General features: G+C 45.0%; 16 protein-coding genes and 1 pseudogene. 5 read left to right on the top strand and 12 right to left on the bottom strand.

All coding sequences use genetic code 11. The features are described from left to right. Window positions 1-42: 42 nt before the first annotated feature. The 9 genes from nhaD to A1019T_RS01330 form a co-directional block, all read right to left on the bottom strand. The gene (nhaD, locus tag A1019T_RS01370; protein WP_077450084.1) at window positions 43-1551 is read right to left on the bottom strand and encodes a sodium:proton antiporter NhaD; all 1509 of its coding nucleotides are present in this window, start codon (window positions 1549-1551) and stop codon (window positions 43-45) included. Between the two features lie 307 nt (window positions 1552-1858). Further along, entirely contained in the window at window positions 1859-2962 is a 1104-nt protein-coding gene (locus A1019T_RS01365) for an FAD:protein FMN transferase (protein ID WP_244156488.1), read from the bottom strand. A gap of 175 nt (window positions 2963-3137) precedes the next feature. Next, entirely contained in the window at window positions 3138-3956 is an 819-nt protein-coding gene (locus tag A1019T_RS01360; protein WP_077450082.1) for an SDR family NAD(P)-dependent oxidoreductase, read from the bottom strand. Between the two features lie 152 nt (window positions 3957-4108). Next, the gene (gene nqrF, locus A1019T_RS01355; RefSeq protein WP_077450081.1) at window positions 4109-5347 is read right to left on the bottom strand and encodes an NADH:ubiquinone reductase (Na(+)-transporting) subunit F; all 1239 of its coding nucleotides are present in this window, start codon (window positions 5345-5347) and stop codon (window positions 4109-4111) included. Between the two features lie 64 nt (window positions 5348-5411). After that, entirely contained in the window at window positions 5412-6020 is a 609-nt protein-coding gene (gene nqrE / locus A1019T_RS01350; protein WP_077450080.1) for an NADH:ubiquinone reductase (Na(+)-transporting) subunit E, read from the bottom strand. After that, window positions 6020-6694, bottom strand: coding sequence for an NADH:ubiquinone reductase (Na(+)-transporting) subunit D (locus tag A1019T_RS01345; protein ID WP_077450079.1), 675 nt, complete (start codon window positions 6692-6694; stop codon window positions 6020-6022). The genes nqrE and A1019T_RS01345 overlap by 1 nt, the downstream gene beginning before the upstream one ends. A gap of 1 nt (window position 6695) precedes the next feature. Further along, entirely contained in the window at window positions 6696-7553 is an 858-nt protein-coding gene (locus tag A1019T_RS01340) for a Na(+)-translocating NADH-quinone reductase subunit C (RefSeq protein ID WP_077450078.1), read from the bottom strand. Beyond that, window positions 7537-8769: an NADH:ubiquinone reductase (Na(+)-transporting) subunit B gene (locus tag A1019T_RS01335; protein ID WP_077450077.1), complete on the bottom strand. Its 1233-nt coding sequence runs from the start codon at window positions 8767-8769 to the stop codon at window positions 7537-7539. Before A1019T_RS01335 ends, A1019T_RS01340 begins: the two co-directional genes overlap by 17 nt. Before the next feature lie 5 nt (window positions 8770-8774). Continuing rightward, entirely contained in the window at window positions 8775-10139 is a 1365-nt protein-coding gene (locus A1019T_RS01330) for a Na(+)-translocating NADH-quinone reductase subunit A (protein ID WP_077450076.1), read from the bottom strand. Window positions 10140-10528: 389 nt separating this feature from the next. On the opposite strand from A1019T_RS01330, the gene hisA reads away from it, so the two are divergent. From hisA to A1019T_RS01315, 3 genes are all read left to right on the top strand, one after another. After that, window positions 10529-11317: a 1-(5-phosphoribosyl)-5-[(5-phosphoribosylamino)methylideneamino]imidazole-4-carboxamide isomerase gene (hisA, locus tag A1019T_RS01325; protein WP_244156486.1), complete on the top strand. Its 789-nt coding sequence runs from the start codon at window positions 10529-10531 to the stop codon at window positions 11315-11317. A 174-nt stretch (window positions 11318-11491) separates the two neighbouring features. Further along, the gene (locus tag A1019T_RS01320) at window positions 11492-13102 is read left to right on the top strand and encodes a mechanosensitive ion channel family protein (RefSeq protein ID WP_077450092.1); all 1611 of its coding nucleotides are present in this window, start codon (window positions 11492-11494) and stop codon (window positions 13100-13102) included. 137 nt (window positions 13103-13239) lie between these two features. Then, on the top strand, window positions 13240-14235 hold the full coding sequence (locus tag A1019T_RS01315; RefSeq protein ID WP_077450075.1) for an NADP-dependent oxidoreductase: 996 nt from the start codon (window positions 13240-13242) through the stop codon (window positions 14233-14235). Window positions 14236-14237: 2 nt separating this feature from the next. Here A1019T_RS01315 and A1019T_RS01310 read toward each other — a convergent pair whose 3' ends face one another. The 3 genes from A1019T_RS01310 to A1019T_RS01300 all read right to left on the bottom strand — a co-directional run bounded on the left by A1019T_RS01310 (window position 14238) and on the right by A1019T_RS01300 (window position 17894). Further along, entirely contained in the window at window positions 14238-14861 is a 624-nt protein-coding gene (locus A1019T_RS01310) for an alpha-ketoglutarate-dependent dioxygenase AlkB family protein (protein ID WP_077450074.1), read from the bottom strand. 105 nt (window positions 14862-14966) lie between these two features. Beyond that, window positions 14967-15902, bottom strand: a complete 936-nt coding sequence (locus A1019T_RS01305; protein WP_077450073.1) for an alpha/beta fold hydrolase — start codon at window positions 15900-15902, stop codon at window positions 14967-14969. Between the two features lie 48 nt (window positions 15903-15950). After that, window positions 15951-17894, bottom strand: coding sequence for an ABC transporter ATP-binding protein (locus A1019T_RS01300; protein ID WP_077450072.1), 1944 nt, complete (start codon window positions 17892-17894; stop codon window positions 15951-15953). Window positions 17895-18105: 211 nt separating this feature from the next. Between A1019T_RS01300 and A1019T_RS01295 the strand changes: the two genes are divergently transcribed. Together A1019T_RS01295 and A1019T_RS01290 are read left to right on the top strand one after the other, a co-directional pair. Next, a complete protein-coding gene (locus A1019T_RS01295) occupies window positions 18106-18999 on the top strand; it encodes a hypothetical protein (protein WP_077450071.1) in 894 nt (297 codons plus the stop codon). Window positions 19000-19170: 171 nt separating this feature from the next. Further along, window positions 19171-19392, top strand: a pseudogene (locus tag A1019T_RS01290) (RNA-guided endonuclease InsQ/TnpB family protein); the annotation flags it as partial.

The raw sequence follows: 19392 nt of genomic DNA, 5'->3' as shown, positions 1-19392 counted from the left end.
TGAACGGCTGCCCTTTAAGTATTTATAGCTTTCTACTACCAACTACATCACATGAATAGCAATATAAGTGGCCGCACCGGCCAAATAACCAATTAAGGCCAGGCCACTAATGCGTTTTAGATACCAAACAAACGGCAGTTTTTCCATACCCATAGCGGCTACACCAGCGGCTGAGCCGATGATTAAGCAGCTACCGCCAGTACCTGCACAGTATGCTAAGAAATGCCAGAAGGCACCATCTTGTAAGAATTGGCTTTGACGCGCTAGCTGATCACCTGAGAGACCCACCAATGAGGCGTCTGTTAATAACGGATACATTTTCATCGCACCCGCCACTAAGGGTACGTTATCTACTAAAGAGGACAGTAAACCAATCATTACGTTGATGACATAAAGGTTGCCAAAGGTGGTGTCTAACCATAAGGCCACATCAGTTAGGTGCCCTGCTGTCGCCAGACCCGCCACCGCCAATAATATTCCTAAGAAGAATAAAATACTGGGGATATCTACCCGGGTCAGTACCCCAACCACTGTCATATGCTCTTTCACATACCAGTTATGATGACGGTGCATGATTTCAGTATAGACCCACAAAATTCCTAAGCCAAATAGAATGCCCATATAGGGAGGCAACTGAGTAACGGTCTTAAAAATAGGCACAAAGGCTAAAGCGGATAATCCAAGCACCAAGACACTAACACGCATTTTATTGGTAATAGAGCTTTGGGCAATGGCCGCAATTTGACCTTTAGGTAAGCTCTCTGGAGAGGTGGTCGGTACGGACTCCATATACATGGCCTGAGCATTTAGCGTATCGTCACTATCAGCCACAGGGCCTAAATAGTTACTGCTTGAGGCCTGTACCACGGGCTTTGGGTCCTTAGGACGGAAGACTTCTTTGCCCTTAAAGAAGAAACTTAATACCGCTAAAGGTACCGCAGCAGCAATTAAGCTCGGCACAATTAAGTCAACAATAATATTGCTGGCGGTAACCTGGTTACCAATCCATAGCATGGTGGTGGTCACATCCCCAATGGGTGACCAAGCGCCCCCAGCATTGGCGCAGATAACGACCATACCCACATACCACCAGCGCATCTCTTTATCCGCCACCAACTTACGTAACAGAGACACCATGACGATGGTGGTGGTTAAGTTATCAAGTAAGGCTGAGAAAAAGAAGGTTAAGATGCCGATGGTCCACAGCAGAGTCACTGCGCTTGTGGTCTTAATTCGGCTAGTAATGGCATAAAAACCATCGTGAGCGTCAATCAGCTCTACGATAACCATTGCGCCCATTAAGAAGAATAAAATTTCAGCTATTTCAGCGAGATGATGTCGCAGTTCGGAGTTGAGAAACTGGTTTACCCCTAAAGTTTCAGAGTTGGCCAGCTGTTCTACTAGAAGAGTGTCTGCCCCAAAAACCAAAAGGGTCCAGACTAAAATCGCGGTAAGCAGGGCAGAAGCTGCTTTATCAACATGAATGTTGTGCTCTAGAGCAATCGCTAAATAACCTATAACAAAGACTAACGCCATCAATGAGTAAATCATTGCCGATCGATCCTTAGTGTTAAAACACGTTGCTACTTACTAAAAATTAATCTACCTATTGTAACCAACTGCGACGGGGTAAGACAGGCGCTAAAATGACTGGTCAAATTAGATTGGAAGATGTCAGTTTTCTCCCTATTTTTAAGACATAAACTATTGATAAATAAAAATTTATTAAGTATTAAGATTTTTGTATATGATTAATTAAAACTTAATAAAAATGTAGCTTTATTAACAAATAAAGCCCCATATTTATATTAGCCGTTAAATTTAATAACAGTTTAGATAAAAGGAGTAAAAACCCTCGTTATTTGGTGTTGCCGGCTCTTAAAGATTTCATTCCTGGCGTCTCAATTATTTGCCAATAAGCTAGAGGGTCAGCTTTGTGACGAGCCAAATCTTTCACAGAGGGAACCTCATCATGAATTTTTCCATCTTTAGGGATTACGAATAATACCGCTAGATTTTTATCAGTAGCAGTGGCTAGCGCTTGCTCATAGGTCATGGCGGTCAAAGCGGTGGCCCAAGCGTCTGCCAAAGATACCGAGTCAGCAACTACGGTCACAGAAGGGGCGCCGCCTGCGATAGGTTGGCCTGTGGTCGGATCTATGGTGTGGCTATAACGGCGACCATCGAAGATGATAGAGTTGCGATAATTACCAGAAGTGGCCAAATGCAGCTTATTGGGGGAGCTGGGCTGACGAATGGCGGCTAAGGTTAAACGCTCAGTGACCGTACTATCAATAACTGGCGCATCAATGGCTATTTGCCAAGGCTGGGCTTTTTGATTGACCCCTGAAGTTGAAACTTCACCGCCAATTTCCACCATATAGTTATTAATCTTATAGTCTTTGTGCAGTACTTCAGCTATGACATCTACCCCATAGCCTTTGGCCACAGCAGAGAAATCCAGTTCGACGTTATCTTTGTCTTTGGTCAGGGTAGTGCCTGAAAGTTTAATACCTTCAAAGTCTAAAAGCGATTTAGCGGCCTGTATCTCATCCGGGCTAGGTGGGTTTTGTAATCTTTCAGCCGTCATCACACTGCCAAAGCCCCAAAGGTTAATAAGCGGCATTACTGTGGGATCAAAAGCCCCAGCTGACTGCTGATAAACTTGCTTAGAATCTTGTAGAACCTGAATAAAATCAGGATCGACTTGGATCGATTCACCAGCTTTTAATCGATTGAATTTGGAAATGGTTGAGTCTTCCATATAAGTCGACATACTGATATTAATCTGTTGTAGACGCTTATCAATCGCCTGTTTGATGGCTTCCTCATCAACATCCTTCGGTTTTTGAAAGCTAATGTGGTAGCTGGTCCCCATGGTTTCGCCTTGTATGTAGTCATAAGTCGGCGACTGTTGGCAACCACTAAGCAGCAGCGAGCTGGTTATTGCCCCAGTAAGCATCAGTTTGGTTGTGAGGCCGTGGCGAGAGGGGATAGGAGAGTTATTGGTAGCAGATAGGTAAGTCATAAGAGTCGTTTTATAAAAAAAAGAAAGAGAGGCTGATATAAATTAAAATCTATATCAGCGAGTAGAGGGGCTATTTTAACGCCATTATTGCCATTTTTGTGGGGCTTTATTAGGTTACTTTCACGCCGCGAATAATTTTATAAAGCTTAGAGGGGGAGAGGCGATTAACCAAGGTGGCCAGTTTTTCTTTTTGGCCGGCGACGATAATGTACTCTTCACCGCACGCGAGGGCTTTCACTGTTTGCTTGGCAAAAGCTTTGGCGGTGAGTCCTTTATCGGTGGCCTCATCCATGGTGCCTTGAGTACTGCCATCGCCCGTAAGGGCATTAATCGATACCTGAGTTTGGATAAAGCCTGGAAAGATGGTGGCTACCGTAATCTGCTTATCACTGAGCTCTGCGCGCAAACTATTGGCCCACATATGAATGGCTGCTTTGGCTGCCCCATAAGCCCCGCGATACTGAGTGCCCAGCAGGCCGGCCACACTGGAGACCATCACAATTTTGCCGCCACCTTTGGCGATCATATCGGGCAGTACCAATCGGGTCAGCCGAGTCTGAGCGAAGTAATCAATTTCCATTAATTTACGCTCGACCTCTTCTGTGGTGTCCATGATTAATGAGCGCTGACTGACACCAGCATTGTTAATCAGCCAATCAATTTTGACAGCTTGTCCTTGTGCCGCCAGCTGTGATTTAGCCGATAAATAAGCTTCTTTGGTTTGCTGCTCATCTAAGATGTCAAAGTCGACAATGACATGGGTATTGCTATTTTTGCACTGAGATTTGACCGCTTCTAACTTCTCACGATTTCTGCCACTTAATATCAAAGTGGCCCCTTGCTTGGCAAACTGCAAAGCCAAAGCTTCACCAAGTCCACTTGAGGCCCCAGTTATCCAAATGGTTAAAGTTTTAAAGTTGGTTTTCATAAGCATCCTTTCTTATTGTAGGGATAAGGGGAGAATAGGGGGTGAGGACCGTTTTTTATAGCAAATAGCCATAAAAAAAGAGCCTCAGTTGAGGCTCTTAATTTATCACATATTTAGGGTATATTTTTTGATTAAGCTATTGAGAGTAGTTATTAACCACCGAAGTCATCTAATAAGATGTTTTCATCTTCAACGCCTAGGTTATGAAGCATATCGATAACCGCTGCGTTCATGACAGGAGGCCCACACATGTAGTACTCACAGTCTTCTGGGTTTGGATGGTCTTTTAGATACTCTTCATACAATACGTTATGAATGAATCCAGTGTAACCGTCCCAGTTGTCTTCCGGCTGTGGATCAGATAAGGCCACATGCCATTCGAAGTTATCGAACTGGTCTTGTAGCATGTCATAATCTTCAACGTAGAACATTTCACGAACTGAGCGCGCACCATACCAGAAGCTGATTTTGCGATCTGAATGTAGACGCTTAAGCTGATCAAAGATATGCGAGCGCATTGGCGCCATACCGGCACCACCACCGATGAAGACCATTTCCGCTTTGGTGTCTTTGGCGAAGAACTCACCATAAGGACCAGATACGGTTACTTTATCCCCTGGCTTCAAGCTAAACACATACGATGACATCTTACCTGGTGGAATCCCTTTAGGGCCACGAGGCGGAGGACTTGCGATACGAATGTTAAACTTGATGATGCCTTTCTCGTCAGGATAGTTGGCCATTGAGTAAGCACGAATCACTTCTTCGTCTACTTTTGACACATAGTCAAACATGCCAAACTGTTCCCAGTCACCACGATATTCTTCAGCAATATCGAAGTCTTTGTAGTGTACTTCATGCGGTGGCGCTTCAATCTGTACATAACCCCCGGCGCGGAAGTTCACTTCTTCACCGTCCGGAATCTTCAATACTAACTCTTTAATGAAAGTGGCCACGTTATCGTTTGAGATAACTTCACATTCCCATTTTTGTACATCAAAGAACTCAGGGTCGATTTCAATTTTCATGTCTTGCTTAACCGCAACCTGACAAGCCAAACGCATGTTGTCGCGGATTTCACCCTGAGTAAAATGACCTTCTTCAGTCGGTAAGATTGACCCACCGCCTTCGATCACTTTACAGCGACACTGGGCACAGGTGCCACCGCCACCACAAGCTGAAGATAAGAAGATACCTTCGCTTGCTAGGGTTTGTAGTAGTTTGCCACCGGCTGGGGTTACCACGTCATTGTCAGGATTGTCATTAATACGAATGGTGACATCCCCTGAGCTGACCAATCGTGAGCGGGCGATCAAAATAATCGCCACTAAGCTCATGATAATCAGGGTAAACATGGCGACGCCGCCAATGGCGGTACCAAATAACTCCATGATTTTTGTCCTTATTTAAATATTCAAATCGCTTGTTATCTATTAATAGGGCTTAGTAAGTCGATTAAATTGACATACCACCGAATGACATAAATCCAAGCGACATCAATCCGACAGTAATAAAGGTAATACCTAAGCCACGTAGTGGGGCAGGCACGTCTGAATACTTTAGCTTCTCACGAATACCCGCTAGTAGCGCAATGGCAAGGGCCCAACCAAAACCAGCACCCACACCATAAGTTAATGACTCAGTGAAGTTGTAGTCACGCTCAACCATAAACAGTACACCACCCATGATGGCACAGTTTACAGTGATTAGCGGTAAGAACACCCCAAGTGCGTTATATAGCGCTGGCACGAACTTATCTAAGAACATCTCAAGAATCTGAACCGTTGCCGCAATCAAGGCGATGTAGCTCAGTAAGCCTAAGAAGCTCAAATCAATATCTGGGAAACCGGCCCAAGCCAATGCCCCATCTTTTAGGATGAATTGGAATAATAAGTTGTTCAGTGGCACGGTGATACTCATCACCACGACTACCGCCACACCGAGGCCGATGGCCGTCGATACTTTTTTCGACACGGCCAAGAAGGTACACATGCCTAAGAAGTAGGCAAGCGCCATGTTTTCAATGAAAACAGACGTTATAAATAAACTAACATAATGTCCCATTAGCGACCTCCTCCATGAGCCATGCCTTTAGACTGAGGCTTCATAACAAATTCAGCTTCTTCTACTTGCTCTGGCTTCCAGATACGAATAACGGTAATGAATAGAGCAATAATAAAGAACGCTGATGGGGGCAGTAGTAATAAGCCATTTGGCACATACCAGCCGCCATTGGTTACTGGATTCAATAAGGTGAAGCCTAAGATGCTACCGTTACCCAATAGCTCACGGATTACCGCAACGAATAGTAGAACCGCTGAGTAGCCTAAACCGTTACCAATACCATCTAAGAAACTAGGTACAGGTGGGTTACTCATAGCAAAGGCTTCAGCACGACCCATAACAATACAGTTGGTGATAATCAAACCAACGAATACTGAAAGCGATTTACTAACGTCATAAGCCACCGCTTTAAGAATCTGATCCACCACGATTACTAGGGAAGCAATCACCGTCATCTGTACAATAATACGGATGCTTGAGGGAATACGATTACGAATAATTGAGATAAAAAAGCTTGAAAACGCGGTTACTAAGGTCAGTGCAATACACATAACCAAAGCGTTTTGCACGCTTGTTGTTACCGCCAACGCCGAACAAATACCCAAAATCTGTAGAGCGATCGGGTTATTGTCAAAAATCGGCGTGGTTAAGATTTTTTTAGTATCTGTTGCCATGTTATGCCTCCTCGCCCGTAGTGGTTTGAGTTTGAGCGTTAGCTGCGCTATCAGGAGTGCCACCACGTAAATTATCTAAGAATGGCTTGTATCCACGTTCGCCAAGCCAGAACTGGATAAGGTTGCGAACACCAACACTGGTCAGGGTTGCACCACTGATACCATCGACCCAGTTTTCGCGGCTTTGACCAGCTTTAGTTACCCCAGTAGCTACCTCACCATTTTCGTCATACGCATGGATACCTTCCCACTGCGCACGCCATTTTGGCTCTTCAATACGAGCGCCTAGACCTGGTGTTTCTTTGTGATCGTACCAACTGATACCTTTAACAGTATTTAAGTCGCCCTCTAGGGTTAAGAAGCCATACATGGTACCCCACAGGCCGTAGCCATGAACAGGAAGTACCATTAATTCAGGCTTACCGTTGGCATCATTTTTTACATAAACTTTGGCAAATTTAGGGACCGCGCCAATACTGGCAGGGTCATCATTACCTAAGTCTGTGCTCAAAGCTTTGTTTTTAGACGCTTGGTTGGCATCATAGTTATTAATGTCTGCGATACCCGCTTTTGATAAGTCGGCTTCAGTAGCGTACTCACCTTTTTCTAAATCAACCAGTTTAACGTCGAAATCGGCAAAGCGTTTTTCAACATCTTCATTGGTGTCTTTGGCTGGGTCAAACATACCGGCAGCCACTAAAATGTTTTTGTTACGGTCAAGCAGTTGGTTTTCAACTTGAGCTGGCTTTAAGCCTACTGCAACGGCGGATACCATTACAGAACAGACCAAACATAAGACCAGCGCCACCGTAATGGTGGTCATATTTGAGTTTGAGCTTTTCTTAGTCTGCTGGGACATGACGCATCCTCCGAGCCGTTTGACGTTTGATGTTTGCTTGAGTGACAAAGTAGTCAAATAATGGCGCAAACAAGTTAGCAAATAAGATCGCTAGCATAATACCTTCTGGGAAGGCGGGGTTAATGACGCGAATTAATACCGTCATGAAACCAATTAAAATACCATAAGCCCAGCGGCCTTTATTGGTATGAGCAGCTGACACAGGGTCGGTTGCCATGAATACCGCACCAAAAGCAAAGCCACCCAATACTAAGTGCCAATACCAAGGTAGGCTCATCATTAGGTTGTCGGCTGAGCCAATGGCATTAAATACCATTGAAGTGGCTACTAGACCCACCACACAACCGGCGATAATGCGCCAAGAAGCGATACGAGTCCAAATCAGAACCACCATACCCAATAAGATAGCTAGGGTAGAAACTTCACCGATACTGCCTTGCATGTTACCTAAGAAAGCATCCATCCAAGTGATGGCTGAGCCGTAAGCATCCACAAATTTATCAGGAGTCACGCCAATGGCCGCTAGACCTAAAGGAGTCGCCCCTGAGAAACCATCTACTGCAGTCCAAACGGTGTCGCCTGACATATAAGCTGGGTAGGCGAAGTATAAGAACGCACGACCGGATAGGGCAGGGTTTAAGAAGTTTTTACCAGTACCACCGAATACTTCTTTCGCCACAACAACACCGAAGCTGATGCCTAGGGCTACTTGCCATAAAGGAATATCGGGCGGTAAACACAGAGCGAATAGCACAGAAGTTACGAAGAAACCTTCGTTTACTTCGTGGCCACGTACTACTGCGAAAATAATTTCCCAAGCGATACCTACCGCGAAAGTCACAATATAGATAGGTAGGAACTGCATGGCACCATAGACAAAGGCGGCCCAAATGCTATTGGGATCGTAGCCTACCATATTGGTAATAGCCGTACGCCAACCTTCAGGTTCAAGACCTAATTGCTGAATGGCGGTTAAGGCTTGGAAGCCTACGTTGTACATACCCCAGAACATCGCAGGGAAGGTACATAGCCACACCATAATCATGATGCGTTTTAAGTCAATACCATCACGAACGTGAGACGCTGAGTGAGTGGTGGTACCAGGCTGACGTAAGAAGGTATCGAACATTTCGAACACAGCGTAGTATTTTTCGTATTTGCCGCCTTTGGTAAAGTTAGGCTCCATGCGGTCAAACATATTATGTAAGAATTTCATCAGCGTTAGCCCTCCTGCTCGATGCGAGTTAAGTTATCACGCAAGATATCGCCGAACTCGTATTTACCTGGTGAAACGAAAGTACATAAAGCCAAATCTTCTTCATCAAGCTCTAAAGCACCAAGATCTACTGCTGAAATAATGTCTTCAACAATTAGCGCACGGAGTAATTGGGTTGGCAAATAGTCTTGTGGCATAACTTCTTCGAAGACACCGATTGGCACCATGGCACGAGGAGAGCCATTGCTTGTGGTGGTGAAGTTGTACTTTTTACCCTTAAAGAACTGCGAGATATAAATAGGCAGTTTTGAGAAACGGTTAGCACCTGGACTAAAGAAGTGAAATGCTGGACGCTCATAACCTTCTTCTAGAACGCTCACTTGGTTGTGGAAGCGGCCTAAATAAGCGGTAGTGGCAATGGTTTTGCGACCCGATAATACCGAACCGGTAATAATACGGTTATCGCCACTATTTAATTGACCTTGAGTCAGCTCGGTTAGATCTGCTCCACGCTCAGTTACTACTAAGTGTGGGTTTTTCACACCAGGACCGGCCAAGCTGATCAAGCGGCGAGTATATAGGCGACCTGTGGTAAATAGCTTACCAATCGCAATCACGTCTTGAAAACCTATCGTCCAAACGGTGACTTCACGGCTTACTGGGTGTAAGAAGTGAATGTGAGTACCGGCATTGCCTGCAGGGTGTTTGCCTGCGAAAGCATGATATTCAGTGCTGTTACCCGCTGCAGTGTTAGCGGCTTTGGGTAAGTTGGCACTGCCATGGTGACAAACATAAGTTTTTGGGGATAAGGTGGAAAGTACTGCAAGTCCGTCATCAAAGGCCTGTTGCTCTTGTTGAATCAGCAACATAGGGTCATACGCCAAAGGATTGGTATCCATAGCGGTGACGAAAATGGCTTGTGGACGAGAGCCCACTTCTGGACTACGGCTGTATGGACGAGTACGGAAAGCGGTCCATTCACCAGATTTGATTAATTGCGCTTCAACAACTTCAGAATCAAGCCCAGCCAGTTCATTAGAGGCATATTGCTGAAACGTGACCTCATTAGCATCGGCGCCGGCATTGGGATCAATCTCAATAACCATGCTTTCGAATACTCGGCGTTCGCCACGATTAATGGCGACGACTTTACCTGAGGCAGGTGCAGTATAAATCACCCCAACACGTTTTTTATCTTCAAAAACGGGTTGGCCTTTAGTGACTGTATCACCTTCTTTAACGTTCATTGTGGGCTTCATACCGACATAGTCGTAGCCTACCAGTGCAACGTGCTTTGGAGAATGCTGGGTGATTTCACTGCTGGGTGCGCCAGCAATGGGCAAATCAAGCCCCTTTTTGATGGTAATCATAAGCGAACTTATTCCATAAGCGAAGAAATGCCAGACGTCCTGTCGGTAGTGAATAAGCCACGAACGGTACGGTGACCGCGAGAGACTCTTGCTGGGATAAGAGGGTTTAGCGCAGTACAACGAAAATGCACTTCAGACTATAAACTCGCAAAATTTAGAATAAATGAGAACGAGTAGTGAGACCTGTGCTAATCTCTTAACATAGAAGACAGTGGCGACTGGCTACCAAAATACATATACAATATAACCTAGGATTATACGTTAAATTACCCTAAAATTGCCAGTATGTTTCCGAATTTAAGCCATTTTAGGGCATAAATGTAAATTGTGATTTTTATTTGATAGCTCTCTATTTATTTTAAAAGCTTTTTATACTATAGGTATTTAATATGCATAATCAGTCCAAATCTCCCTCGAATAATTCTTTAGACAGTCTAAATAAATTAGTGGCGCCCCTACTTATCCCTGCTATCGATCTAAAAGATGGCAAATGTGTGCGTCTAAAACAAGGTCGCATGGAAGATGACACCGTCTTCTCTGATGATCCCGTGGCTATGGCAACACGCTGGGTTAATGAAGGGGCACGTCGTTTACATTTAGTCGACCTTAATGGCGCTTTTGATGGGGTGCCAGTGCATAAGAATGTGGTGATGGAAATTGCTAAGGCACATCCCACTCTACCGGTACAGCTGGGTGGCGGTGTACGTAGCTTACAAACCATTGAGCATTATCTAGCTGCCGGTTTAACCTATATCATTATTGGTACCAAAGCTGTGGAAAATCCAGAGTTCGTAGAAGAGGCTTGTCGTGAGTTTGCGGGTCATATTATCGTCGGTATTGATGCCAAAGACGGTCTAGTAGCTACTCATGGTTGGGCCAATGTGACAGACGTTAAGGCCGTTGATTTAGCGAAGCGTTTTGCCGATGCTGGCGTGTCGTCTATCGTTTATACCGATATCGCCCGTGACGGTATGATGCAAGGGGTGAACGTCGAGCAGACAGTTAATTTGGCTCGTGAGGGTGGTCTACCCGTCATCGCTTCAGGTGGTGTAACCAATATGAAGGACATTGAGCTGTTAAAGCCTTATGGCGACTGTCTAGAAGGGATTATTACTGGCCGCGCTATTTATGAAGGAACTCTAGATTTGGCTGAAGCACAGGCCTATTTAGACCAATAGTCAGCCCTAATATTTGGTTTAGAACGTTGGTTTAGAACGCAATAAAGAATAAAGCAAAACAGGATAAGCATGTCGCTCTTTTTTAAGCCGCCTAAAACCAAAACCGAACTTGAAGCTAATAAGCCACTCGAAGCTAAAATAGCCAAAAGCCATAACTTCTGGTTAGGCTTGATAATGCTAATAATAACTAGTAGCTTATTTTCTTTACCAGCACAAGCTTTAACCAGTGCTACCCCTCACACACAAACTCAGGGAGAGGAAGCGGCCTCTATAGTTGCTGAGCAAAATCAGGATGAAGAGGCTGTCGATGGTGCAGAGGAAAGTGAGTCTGAAGCCGAAGCGACTGAAGTTGCCCCTGAAACCTCAGAGCCTGTTAATGTGCCTGCAGCGGGTAATCTGACTGATAAAGATACGGTCATTGCGACCAAACCTGATCAGGTTAACGATCAGGATATTAAACAGCGTATAAGTGGAATTTACTCTGAGATTGAAGGGCTTAAAGCGCTCAATGTTAGCGTCAATCAAGGCGTGGTCAGCTTGTCTGGTGAAGTGCCTAATGAAAAGAAGGCACAGCAGGCCATTAGTTTGGCCAATAGGGTTAGCGATGTGGTGGCTGTCGAAGACCGCATTAGCCGCACCCTAGATGTCCAAGACAACGTTACTCCGGTGATTAGTGCCTTAAAACAGCAGTTCCGAGGCTTTATTCATGCTCTGCCTTTATTGCTGGTCGCTATTGTGGTGTTTTCTATTGTAGTTTGGTTCGGGTCTTGGCTGGCTCGCCGCGAGTCTTTGTGGCAGCGCATTACCCCAAACCCCTTCATTGCTGAGCTACTTGCCCAAACGGTTAAAATCCTATTTATCGTTATAGGTTTATTACTCGGCTTAAGCTTTATGGGCGCTGAAGCAATAATCGGTACGCTTTTAGGGGGTGCGGGGGTTATTGGTATCGCGGTAGGTTTTGCGGTCAAAGATACCATTGAGAACTACATTGCCTCGCTAATGTTAAGTATTCGTCAGCCTTTTCAGGCCAAAGACTTCGTCAATATCAATGGTGAAGAGGGGATTGTGGTGCGCTTAACCAGCCGGGCCACTATCTTAATGACCTCGGATGGCAATCAGTTGCGTATTCCTAACTCCGAGGTTTTCAAAGCCACTATTTTAAACTACACCAAAAATCCTGAGCGTCGATTTACCTTCCAATTGGCCATGGATGCCAACGATGATCCTCTAGCGGCTATTAAAGTAGGGATTCAAGCAGTTCGAGACTTAGAGTTTGTGCTAGAGGATCCCAAATCAGCTTGTATCATTACTGAGGTCAGTGACTCTAATATTATTCTTGAGTTCCAAGTCTGGGTCGACCAAACCCATACCGATATTACCAAGGCGCGTAGTATTGCCATTAGAGAGGCGAAGCATGCTCTGGAAAATAAGGGCTTTAGTTTGCCTGAACCTACCTATCGTATGCACTTTGATGGTGAAGTAGAACAAGCCCTTGTTAAATATCTTGCGGCTTGGGAGCAACAGAAGTCCCAAGGGGCTGCCCGCAATCCTGATCTGATTAAAGAGCTAACAGAAGAGGTGCTGGCCAGCACCCAAAAGCGCAAAGCAGACACTTTAGAAAAGGAACAAGCCAAGCAACGTGCCCGAGCCATTTTGGGTAATGAGCAGGCAGAGGAAGTGCTCGATGCCCGGCCCGATCCTAAGCTGATGCAAAAAGTAGAGGAAGAGATTCAGGATAACAGTGGCGACAAAGATTTACTTGATTGCAATAGCCCGCAGGAGTAACGGTAAATCTTTTTTGTTATAGGTTTGAATTTATGGCTTTGAGACGTTGACTGGTTGCAGGGGAAACTTGATAGCCTAGTAGTGTGCTAGACTAGAATGAAAGTTATCGTATGTCTTATTAAAACAAGGAGTGTGTCATGTCATCTAATCAAAACCTTCCTCAAGCCCAATCTGCCATTGTCATCACTGAGTTTGGTGAGTCTGAGGTATTGCAGTTTGTCAACGACGCTGCCGTGCCCACAGTCGGTGACGGCCAAGTATTGGTAAAGCTGGCTTATGCAGGCATTAATCCTGTTGATTATAAAACTCGCCAAGGGCTGGGTTGGGGGGCTGAAAATATTAAAAATAAACAGTTTGCCGAGAATAAGCCTGCGATACTGGGCTTTGATATGGCAGGCGAGGTGGTTTTTAGTAACGTATCAGAGTTTAACGTGGGTGATAAAGTGGCTGCCTTGAATTTTAACGGAGGCTGCTATGCGCAGTACAATACGGTAGAGGCTGAGCTACTTACTAAAGTGCCTGAAGGGGTAGATTTAGAAATAGCAGGGGCGCTGCCTTGTGTCGGTACCACGGCCAAACAGCTGATTGATTTTGCTGAAATAAAAGCCGGCGAGCATGTGGTAATGAGTGCACCAGCAGGCGGTGTGGGTCATTTAGCCTTGCAACTGTTGATGCGAAAAGTAGAAGAACTCGGTATTAAACTGACCCTAATTTGTTCAGCTGAAAAATATCAAAAAATTGAAAGCTTGATCGATACTAGCCAGCTGAAAGGTTGGATTGATTACACCAAAGAGGACCAGTTCCCTGAATTAAACGCTGATGTCTTATTAGACTTGGTCGGCGGTGAGGCGGGTGAAAAAGCGTTAACCATAGTTAAAACGGGTGGGCGTGTGGTGGTGTTGCCTTCAATTTGGGCCCAAAAGCTAAAAGAAGCCGGCGCTGATAAAAAGTTACAAGTAGAAGGGTTTATTGCGAAACCGAACGCTCAAGATTTAGCAGAGGTTCTACAATTAATCGCAGCGGGTGAGTTGCAGCTGCAAATTCAGGCCACGTATCCTTTGGCGGATACCGCTGAGGCCCATAAAGCCTTAGAAAAAGGCGATAGCTTTGGCAAAATTGTGCTGGAGATATAAGGTTACGGATACAGGGTACGAAAGGTAAGACTGATTCGACCTTGCTGTACCGACTTAGTTTTAGTGACGGTATGCTTCCAATATTGCTGAGTATCCCCGCGCATCACAATTAGCTGACCTGTTTCAAGATAAAGCTCAACTTTATGTTGAGCTTTTTTGTGCTTCAATACAAATTTACGGGTAGCACCCAACGACAGCGAGGCAATAATGGGTTGATGGCCAAGTTCAGGCTCATCATCGGCATGATAACCCATACCGTCTGCCCCAGTGGGGTAGTAATTTAGCAGGCAAGTATTAAAACAGACCTCGACCCCAATTTCAGCTAACTTATGCTCGACCAGACGTTTCACGTGAAACACTGAGTGATGCCAAGGCGTAATAGCACGACTGTGTCCCGAATAGCTATAAGCCAGAGAGCCATCAGTTTCACTGTCTCCCATCCACACAATCTGACGGGTGGTAATATGAGTCTTCCCAAATAAAGTTACCCTATCTGACTGCCAAGGCAACTCAGATAACAGCTGCTCATATAAAGCCTCATCGTCCCCTAAGACGATCCCTAAATTATTCACTATACCGTCAAAAGGCAGTAGGTTATCGCAAGGCTGTGGGGCAAACAAATCCATAGCAGTAATCCCATAATAGAAAGCCAAGGTAGGTAAGGTACGGCGCAGCTTTGCTGCTATCTAGCCAAGCTGCTTAACCCCTAAGTCAATAAGCTTGATGATGAGCTACTTGATCCGAGATTGCTCAAAATTAGCTATAACTTCGGCACAAGCTTTGGGAGCTTCTAAGGGCAGAAGGTGGCCATAGTCCGACAAAACAATTTTGTTTTGGAGCGGTACCACATCTTTCCAGCTTTGGCGCACTTTATAGCTATTAAAGATAGAGGGCTTAGCTAATATCAAATAGTAAGGCAGCTTTTTCTTATTTAGCTTTTTTAGAGCAGGCGTTACGTAAGGGGTGCCAAAGTAGCTGGCAAGTTCTTGTTTGGGTTTAAATAACAAACTAAAACCGGAATCCCCTTCTTCTTTGGGTATCAAGCTATTTTCAGCAAAAATCTTTAAGTGCTCATCGCTAATACGTTTGTAGGCTCGGTTTTGGCGTAAGCTTTGATAATAAGCCTCGACGCTACTCCAGTCAGCAGGTTTGAGCTTTGTACTCTTAAAAGGCTCCTGAGTTTGCAGCGCTAATCTCGGAATGCGATTAAATAGCAAAGACTGTTTTTTAGTAAAGGTGACGGGGTCAATCAAGTACAAGGCAGAGAATAAATCCGGTCTTTTGGCAGCCGCCATCGCAGTGGCAGTCGCCCCCTGCGAGTGACCAATACCGATGACAGGTCCTGTTTGCGTCTGCTCCAAGAATTCGATTAACCAGTCCGCATCTTGTTCTCGAGTCATAATCTTTTCGGTAGGCAGATCGGGCCAATAGCCACGCATCGCTAAGCTGGTCACCTTAAACTGTTGGCTAAGCTCACTAATTAAGGGTTGATAAACTCCAGTAACGAAGCCATTACCGCCATAAAAATGAGCAGTAGGCTTTTCAGCTTTGTCGCTAGCAGACTCCGGTGACTCTGAGTCTGGAAACTCATAGTAACGGGCCTGCTTATCTCCTAATAGAATACTTTTTTCATATTGCTGAAACGTGTTAACTTGAGCTTCGTTCATTGACTGATCACATCCTCTTTCAATTAAACTAATAGACCGGCCTTAAAGTTATTCTACTATGTCTAGATCATCTTCCCCTAAGAAGCCACCACTTTGACGCTCCCACAATCCTGCATAAACGCCATTTTCAGCCAGTAGTTCTTCATGGCTGCCTTGTTCAATAATACGCCCTTTATCCATAACTACCAAGCGATCTAGAGCAGCAATAGTAGACAGTCTATGAGCAATGGCGATAACGGTTTTGCCAGTCATCATGCTGTTTAAACTTTCGGTAATAGCGTGCTCTACTTCAGAGTCTAGGGCACTGGTGGCCTCATCTAACAGCAAGATGGGCGCATTTTTTAGCATAACTCGAGCGATAGCAATACGCTGACGTTGGCCTCCTGAGAGTTTCACCCCACGCTCACCCACTTGGGTATCAAGACCGGTATTGCCTTTGGCATCATGTAGCTCTTGGATAAACTCCCAAGCTTGAGCCTCTTTACAAGCAGCAATAATTTCTTCATCTGTGGCGGTAGGGCGGCCATAAGCAATATTCTCACGAACGGTGCGGTGGAGTAAGGAGGTGTCTTGGGTAACCATGCCGATTTGACGGCGTAAGCTCTCTTGGGTGACCTCGTGTATGGCTTGATTGTCGATAGTAATACGGCCGGAATCCACATCAAAAAAGCGCAGTAATAAATTTACCAAGGTTGATTTACCAGCCCCAGACCGACCCACCAGACCTATCTTCTCGCCAGGCTTGATGTCTAAATTAAAGTTATCGAGCAGTTTGACATAGTTTGGATTAGGCAGGCTGTCCGTCGAAGAGGCTCTGTTCTCCACATCATCTTCAGTGGCCACTTTTAGCCGCATAGGGGCTTCTGCATTGCCTTCATAGCCAAAGTCTACATTTTCAAACTTGATATGACCTTCCTTGATAACCAATTCTTTGGCATCTGGCGCATCCACTACTTTTTGTGGAGTAGATAAAGTACGAATACCATCTTGGACCGTACCGATACTTTCAAACAAGCTTGCCATCTGCCACATAATCCAATGGGTCATACTGTTTAGACGAAGCGCCATGGCAGTGGCCATCGCCAGTGCGCCAACCCCCACATCGCCTCTTTGCCACAAATATAAACCAATGGCTGCGGTACTGCCGATTAAGGTCACACTCACCAAGTGGTTGACGAACTCTAGCACGCTCACCCAGCGCATTTGAGCATGCACGGTTGCCAAAAACTGCTTCATTGCTGATTTGGCATAGCTAAGCTCTCGTTGAGAGTGACTAAACAGCTTCACCGTCATGATATTGGCATAGGCATCAGTGATACGGCCGGTCATGAGCGCCCGAGCATTGGCCTGGGTACTGGCAGTCTGACGCAGTTTAGGTAAAAAATACCACAAGGTTGCTCCAAACATCACTAACCACAGCGCAAAAGGAATAAGCAATAAGCTGTCGAGTTGGAACAGGATAATGCCACTGGTGACAAAGAATACCAGCACATAAGTCATCATATCGACGACCGTAATGACGGTATCTCTGACGGCCAAAGCAGTCTGCATTACCTTGGCTGAAACTCGGCCAGAAAACTCATTTTGATAAAACTCCATGGACTGACCCAGCATGCGCTTATGAAAACGCCAGCGCATCTGCATCGGGAACACCCCTTGGATCACTTGGAAGTGAACCAAAGAGGCTAAGCCCACCCAAAATGGGCTCAATATCAGCACGGCAAACATCAGCTTTAAGGTCGCGCTTTTTTCGGCCCAAAGTGTGGCTGGAGTATAGCTTCCCATCCAATCAACGAGGTCTCCAATCCAAGCATATAGTAATGCTTCATAGACCCCAATGCCGGCGGTTAGTACCATAAACAGCACCAACCATTTGCGAAGGCCATAAGTGCACGCCCAAAGGAATTTAAACAAGCCCTCTTTGGGAAGCAGGATTTTGTTTTCTGGGAAGGCGGATAGCCGAGTCTCGAAAAAATTGAAAAGCTTATTCATAGGCAGTTATTACTAATTATAGTTATTGTAGGTGTCAGAATTACTGAACTTTATTGTCAGTATGGATAGGTAGTGTTTCTATTGTATTGTTGCTATTAAAGTAAGATAAAAAAGACGGTCATACCGTTTATCGAACTTTGTGTAATTGTTTCAACAAAACCATGACTTATAATGTAATATATTGTTACATTTAATTTAAGGAAAATATTTCATGAGTTATCTTGTCATTGCCGTGCTTTGTAGCGTAGCGGTTTCGATACTACTAAAAATTTTACGCCAGCACGACATAGACATCCGCCAAACCATAATGGCAGGGTACCCAGTGGCCTTTATTTTAACCTGGGTGTTCTTAAAGCCAGACTTGAGTAAAGTGGCGGACTTAAATGCAGCTTGGGGTATTATACTGCTATTAGGTATCTTGTTGCCGTTGGTGTTTGTTATTTTAGGACGGGCTATTGAATCGATGGGTATTATTGCAACCGATGCGGCCCAACGTCTATCGCTGATTATCCCGATTGTGGCAGCGTTTGCTTTATTTGGTGAGGTCCTTACTTTACAGCGCACTTGGGGCATATTTCTGGGCTTTATGGCGCTAGTGGCTCTTCTTTATCGCAGGCCTGAAAAAGCCAATGCCAATAACTCTATTTATGCTAGAACCGACACGGGTGAAAAGAGGGGTTTGGCCAAACTACCCGTAGGGTCTTGGCTGCTTGGGGTCTGGGTAGGTTACGGCGTCATTGATATTTTATTTAAGCAGGTGGCTAAGCAAGGGACTGCTTTCCCTTTGACCCTGTTTATGACCTTTGGACTCGCTGGACTGTTGCTGTTGGTTTATCTCATCATAAATAAAACCCGGTGGGAGGGTAAAGCGCTGCTATCAGGTGTGGTGCTGGGCATGTTAAATATGGGCAACATCTATGCTTATATCAAGGCACACCAGACTCTGGCAGACTCCCCAAGTGTGGTATTTACTGGTATGAACGTTGGGGTAATTGCGGTAGCGACTTTGGTCGGGGTGTTTGCCTTTAAGGAATCACTAAGCAAGTTTAATATGCTTGGTATTGTATTGGCGATAGCTTGTGTTTTTGTTTTATTCTGGAGTTAGAAAAAGTCAGGACCCGTTGATAAAAAACCTCCTTCTTTAAAAGAAGGAGGTTTTTTATCACCAGTCGCTGTAAAACCACCCACTTCAGGGGGTGGATATAAGGCGACACACACTGTCGTAAGAAGCCGTTAAAGGGTTGTAAGCTAAAATTAATCTTGCCATACTGAATATATGAAAACACTCAAGCTACGCATTAAAGACAAACACATAAAAGAGCTGAATCGTCTAAGCGGTTCAGTAAACTTCGTGTGGAACTATGTCAATGCGTTAAGTTTTGAGCATCTAAAAAGTACCGGTAAGTTTTTTAGTGCTTATGATCTAAGTGAGTACACCAAAGGGAGCGGTGAGTATTTAGGATTACACAGTCAGACCTTACAGGCTATCAATGAGACA

It is taken from the genome of Psychrobacter piechaudii, from assembly GCF_900162825.1.
Taxonomy (GTDB): Bacteria; Pseudomonadota; Gammaproteobacteria; order Pseudomonadales; family Moraxellaceae; genus Psychrobacter; species Psychrobacter piechaudii.
Note: the sequence above shows the minus strand (reverse complement) of the source record. Positions and strands in the feature narration are given on the sequence as shown.

Coding starts and splice junctions, on each gene's coding strand:
- nhaD (WP_077450084.1), bottom strand. CDS start 1,551: ATGATTTACTCATTGATGGCGTTAGTCTTTGTTATAGGTTATTTAGCG.
- A1019T_RS01365 (WP_244156488.1), bottom strand. CDS start 2,962: ATGCTTACTGGGGCAATAACCAGCTCGCTGCTGCTTAGTGGTTGCCAA.
- A1019T_RS01360 (WP_077450082.1), bottom strand. CDS start 3,956: ATGAAAACCAACTTTAAAACTTTAACCATTTGGATAACTGGGGCCTCA.
- nqrF (WP_077450081.1), bottom strand. CDS start 5,347: ATGGAGTTATTTGGTACCGCCATTGGCGGCGTCGCCATGTTTACCCTG.
- nqrE (WP_077450080.1), bottom strand. CDS start 6,020: ATGGGACATTATGTTAGTTTATTTATAACGTCTGTTTTCATTGAAAAC.
- A1019T_RS01345 (WP_077450079.1), bottom strand. CDS start 6,694: ATGGCAACAGATACTAAAAAAATCTTAACCACGCCGATTTTTGACAAT.
- A1019T_RS01340 (WP_077450078.1), bottom strand. CDS start 7,553: ATGTCCCAGCAGACTAAGAAAAGCTCAAACTCAAATATGACCACCATT.
- A1019T_RS01335 (WP_077450077.1), bottom strand. CDS start 8,769: ATGAAATTCTTACATAATATGTTTGACCGCATGGAGCCTAACTTTACC.
- A1019T_RS01330 (WP_077450076.1), bottom strand. CDS start 10,139: ATGATTACCATCAAAAAGGGGCTTGATTTGCCCATTGCTGGCGCACCC.
- hisA (WP_244156486.1), top strand. CDS start 10,529: ATGCATAATCAGTCCAAATCTCCCTCGAATAATTCTTTAGACAGTCTA.
- A1019T_RS01320 (WP_077450092.1), top strand. CDS start 11,492: ATGCTAATAATAACTAGTAGCTTATTTTCTTTACCAGCACAAGCTTTA.
- A1019T_RS01315 (WP_077450075.1), top strand. CDS start 13,240: ATGTCATCTAATCAAAACCTTCCTCAAGCCCAATCTGCCATTGTCATC.
- A1019T_RS01310 (WP_077450074.1), bottom strand. CDS start 14,861: ATGGATTTGTTTGCCCCACAGCCTTGCGATAACCTACTGCCTTTTGAC.
- A1019T_RS01305 (WP_077450073.1), bottom strand. CDS start 15,902: ATGAACGAAGCTCAAGTTAACACGTTTCAGCAATATGAAAAAAGTATT.
- A1019T_RS01300 (WP_077450072.1), bottom strand. CDS start 17,894: ATGAATAAGCTTTTCAATTTTTTCGAGACTCGGCTATCCGCCTTCCCA.
- A1019T_RS01295 (WP_077450071.1), top strand. CDS start 18,106: ATGAGTTATCTTGTCATTGCCGTGCTTTGTAGCGTAGCGGTTTCGATA.